The organism is Ohessyouella blattaphilus (assembly GCF_024721265.1).
Taxonomy (GTDB): Bacteria; Bacillota; Clostridia; order Lachnospirales; family Lachnospiraceae; genus Aequitasia; species Aequitasia blattaphilus_A.
Genome location: NZ_JAMXOC010000083.1, coordinates 1 through 988, shown reverse-complemented (window position 1 = coordinate 988; position 988 = coordinate 1). Strand labels below are relative to the sequence as shown.

The window sequence follows — 988 nt, the reverse complement described above, 5'->3', positions numbered from 1 at the left end:
ACAATAATATGACTTTCACCTGTCGTTTTTGACGTGATTGAGAAGGGAATATTGGCCATTCGTTTACCAGTACCGTCTTCTATCTTGACGAACTTTAGATCTCCACGAATCGGATTATTTTTAATTACCGGGCTATCATAAGTCTTTACACTTTCTAGCTTTCCTTCCGCCGTCACCTTTTTTACATGAACACTAGCATCACTTAGCAGATATCCCTCTGATGCCTTTATCTCTTGGGTTGTTACTGTCCCTAAAGGAAGGGTGGGGTTTCCTTTTGAATCTAGATAAAAGTCACTGCCACTTACTAGATACTCTTTACCAAGCATTGCCCTTCCCTCGTTATCCGTTCGAATAATCCAGCTGCGTTCCTCTTTCTTGCCAAGCGTCTGAGGATCCACGTCATAATGGCCTTTATAGAATTTAACTCTAAACTGAGTATCTTCTAACGCTGCCCCGCCTTGTGGCTTGCCCTCGTTCGTTTCCTTATCCTTCTTAAAAGCCCAGATTTCAATAGGATTGTTTTGGGGTACTTCTTTTACACCGGCGCCATTGACCATCACCTCTCCCCCTGAAGGGACCACCACTTCATAGATGTTCGCATCAAGAGCATAGCCAGTCGGTGCTTTGACCTCTTTTACTTCGTATTTTCCCGGCCTCACTTCTACCTCACCAAAGCCATCTGCTCCTACCTTAATAGTGGCAACTATCTCTTCATTTTTAGCAACCTCATACTCTGCGCCTGCAAGGTTATAGCAATCATTATTCTCCGTTAAAGCTGTATTTGCTGAAGTCTTCTGGAGTTTGATCTTCCCATTCGGCACATAGGAGCTTCCGAAAACCGCTTGAAAACTGGTATCCCGAGTGATCATAAATGCTTGAAAACCTTCCGGTGCTGCATCCCCGCTAATAATGTGTCTCAGAATATCAATACACCTTGCTTGATTCGTTGCCGTCACTCCGGTAAATACAGAGGCCGAGATCTGGCTTG

Annotated in this window: 1 protein-coding gene; it reads right to left on the bottom strand. The window is 44.2% G+C overall.

The window, feature by feature from the left end:
* Positions 1 to 988, bottom strand: a 988-nt coding sequence (locus NHH16_RS15455; protein WP_262070481.1) for an MSCRAMM family protein, incomplete at both ends; no start/stop codon positions are given.